The following is a 3,104-nucleotide window of genomic DNA, read 5'->3' as shown; positions in this document are numbered from 1 at the left end:
GCAGGATCGCGGCGGGCCGGCCGGTCCGGTTGGCCAGCGCCCGCTTCTCGCCGGGAGCGATCCGGACGCTGTCCCAGGGACGCAGCGTCGCCTCCTCCTCCCCGTTGGAGATCACGACTTCGCCGTCAAGGACGACGTACATCTTCTCGACACCCGAGGCATCCAGCGTCGTGCCGCCGCCGGGATCGATGCGGGAAAGGCCGAGCCAGACGGTGTCGGACGGCCCATTCGCTTAGAAAACTCCGTGTCTTACTTGATCGGCGGCGTCGGAAGTCTTGCTTCGCCCGGCTCCATGACGAAGGTGTAGTCCAGCGTGTAGCCAGCCTCGACTTTCTTGAAATCGCCGATCAGGTGGCGCGTCACCCCGAAAACGACGTCGGTTTCAAGATGCTGGTCCTCGTCCACGAAGACCTGCGTGATCAGCGTCTTGTATCCTTCGCGGAAAGCAAGGAAATGCAGGTGCGCCGGGCGGAACGGGTGCCGCGCCTGAGCGCGCAGCAAATCGCCAACGGGGCCGTGGGTCGGGACTGGATAGCCGGCGGGGCGGATGGAGCGGAAGCCGAAGCGGCCTTCCGCATCCGTGGTGAACTTGCCCCGCAGGTTCATGTCGGCCTGGGTGTCGTCCTGGTTCTCGTAGAGCCCGACCGGAGAGGCCTGCCAGACATCGACCTCCACCCCTTCGATCCCCCTGCCCTGCGGATCGACGATCCTGGCAGCGACCGACAGCGGCGGTCCGGGAGTTTCGCAGCGGACAATCGAGCCGCCGTTCTCGGTGCGCGGCGAGTTCCTCCGCCAGAACGGACCGAGCCCGTGACGATGAATGAACTGACCCGCCGGCCCGCGACCTTGCAGGAAGTTGCCGATGCGGCCGGCGTTCACCGTTCGACGGCGTCCAGGGCGTTGAACCCGGAGAAATCGCACCTGATCGGGCAGGATGTCGTGGAGCGGGTCCAGGCCGCCGCTCTCCGGATGGGCTATCAGCGCGACGTGCTGGCGGCGGGACTGCGCACCCGGCGGTCGCGCCTGATCGGCGTGGTGGTGCCCGATATGGCGAACCTCGTCTTCGCGCCGATCCTGAGCGCCATCGAAACCGTGCTGGCGGAGAACGGCTATTCGGCGCTGATCGCCAATGCCGGCGGCGGCGTCGATCAGCAGATCCGGATCGTCGATCAGCTGATAGCGCACCGGGTCGAAGGCGTCGTGCTTGCCAAGGCGCAACGGGACGACCCCGTGCTGACGCGCTGCCTTGAAGCCGGCGTGCCCGCCGTGCTGGTCAACCGGGCAGAGACCGGGACCAGGGCGTCGACGGTGATCTCGGACGATATCGGCGGCATGCGGCTGGCGGTGGAGCATCTGGCCGGCCTTGGCCACCGGCGCATCGGCCACATCGCCGGTCCTCAGCATCTTTCGACCGGCGTGCTGCGGCGCCAGGGTTTCGAACAGGCGATGGCGCGGGCCGGACTGCCCGCCGGCGCTATCGCCGTCGCCTCGGCCTATACCCGCGACGCGGGGCGGGCGGCAGCGGCGGAACTGCTGGACCGCCACCCGGACTTGACGGCCGTCGCGACGGCCAACGACCTGCTGGCGCTGGGCCTTTACCTGGAAATGCGCGCCCGGGGACTTGCCTGCCCCGGGGATATCTCGGTCGTGGGGCACAACGACATGCCGCTGATCGACATGGTCGATCCTCCCCTGACCACAGTGCATATACACCACGGCGACATGGGCCGGCAGGCGGCGGAGCTTCTGCTGAAGCGGATCGTCAGCCAGGACGCGGCGCCGGTCACCCGGATCATCGAACCGGAACTGGTGCTGAGGGGATCGACGGCTCCGCCATAAAGGAGGGTCGTTTCCAAAGACGAAATTTGATATACTTTGTAAATTGATGCGGAGGGATTGGGGAGACGGTCGTCATGACGGTGAGTTTCAGCTCCGTCGCCTATGATGCGGACTTTGCGGCGGATTACCGCCGCGACGGCTTCGCGATCGTCCGGGGCGTCTTCGATCCCTCCGACGTGGCGGTTCTGGCCAAGGCTTTCGACCGCCAATACGCCGCGGGCCTGCTCCATCCGCGCGATTTCCGCCATGGCAACCTGATGGTTCGGGTCGGTTCCGATCCGGCACTGGGCAGGATCGTCAAGATGGTGCAGTGGCCGTCCTACGGCGATGCCGATCTGGCGGCCGTGCGGACCGACATGAGGCTGTTCGGCCTGATGGCGCCGCTGCTTGGGGCAGATATCAAGCAAATCATCAACCAGCTTCACTGGAAGCCCGCCGGCTCGCTGATCTCCGACTTCGCGTTCCACCAGGACGCCCGCTTCCGCAAGCCGGCGGCGTGCTACCGCAACCTTGCCGAAAGCTACGTCCAGACCGGCATCGCGGTCGATCCCCACACGGTGGAAAGCGGCGCACTGCGCGTGATCCCCGGCAGCCACCGGCTGGGAGCGCTCGACCTGGGCCGTGATACCGTCATGGGCAGCGGCACGCCCGAAGACGCGCTGAGGCAGGCCGGCATCGACCCGGACCGGCTGGTCGATGTCCTGCTGGAACCGGGAGACGTCGCCTTCTGGAGCCCCTACCTGATCCACGGCTCGGGCCGCAACCGGAGCGCCCGCGACCGCCGCTTCTACCTGAACGGCTACGTCAGGGCGGCGGACTGCGACCGGGGGGAGTGGGCCTGGAAAGCCGGCCGCCCCTGCCCCCTCGGTGCGCTGGTCATGGTCCATTACGAGGAGTTGATGGAGCGGCCGGACCCGCATTACGTCGGCGAGGGATGAGAGAGGTGGACATAGCAGGTTTCAAATTTTAATAGAATTTGGCCGGTCCGCAGTCGCGGACTGTTCAAGAGCGTGCGGTTTCAGGTAAGTTCATTCCCGCAAGAATGGAGATCCGCCCTGCCCCACCCACGCCCGACCGCCGAAGGCGCAAGCCTTCGCCGAGACCTGGACGCCGCCGGCATCAAGTGGTCTGCGGTTCGTAAAGTGCTGCCCGACTGGGCCGAGGAAGCGGTCTCCAGCAAGGCTGGCGTCCTGGAACTCACCGGCTTCATGATTCGTCATTTCGGGCTTGAACTGGATACGGAAGGCCGTCTCCGCCGCCGCATC

At 66.3% G+C, this 3,104-nt stretch carries 4 protein-coding genes; 2 read left to right on the top strand and 2 right to left on the bottom strand.

All coding sequences use genetic code 11. The features are described 5' to 3' along the window. Both AC5JJ6_RS06285 and AC5JJ6_RS06280 read right to left on the bottom strand, forming a co-directional pair. Positions 1-190, bottom strand: a 190-nt coding sequence (locus AC5JJ6_RS06285; RefSeq protein WP_496041219.1) for a cupin domain-containing protein, incomplete at its 3' end; no start/stop codon positions are given. A 59-nt stretch (positions 191-249) separates the two neighbouring features. Continuing rightward, a complete protein-coding gene (locus AC5JJ6_RS06280; RefSeq protein WP_496041218.1) occupies positions 250-879 on the bottom strand; it encodes a dioxygenase family protein in 630 nt (209 codons plus the stop codon). Positions 880-900: 21 nt separating this feature from the next. Between AC5JJ6_RS06280 and AC5JJ6_RS06275 the strand changes: the two genes are divergently transcribed. Next, the gene (locus AC5JJ6_RS06275; protein WP_496041217.1) at positions 901-1,839 is read left to right on the top strand and encodes a LacI family DNA-binding transcriptional regulator; all 939 of its coding nucleotides are present in this window, start codon (positions 901-903) and stop codon (positions 1,837-1,839) included. Between the two features lie 74 nt (positions 1,840-1,913). After that, positions 1,914-2,777 carry a phytanoyl-CoA dioxygenase family protein gene (locus AC5JJ6_RS06270; protein WP_496041216.1) on the top strand — a complete coding sequence of 288 codons (864 nt, stop codon included), beginning with the start codon at positions 1,914-1,916 and terminating at the stop codon, positions 2,775-2,777. Positions 2,778-3,104: the final 327 nt, after the last annotated feature.

The sequence above is a fragment of the Skermanella sp. genome (genome assembly GCF_059503625.1).
This window is presented reverse-complemented; position numbering and strand designations above follow the sequence as displayed.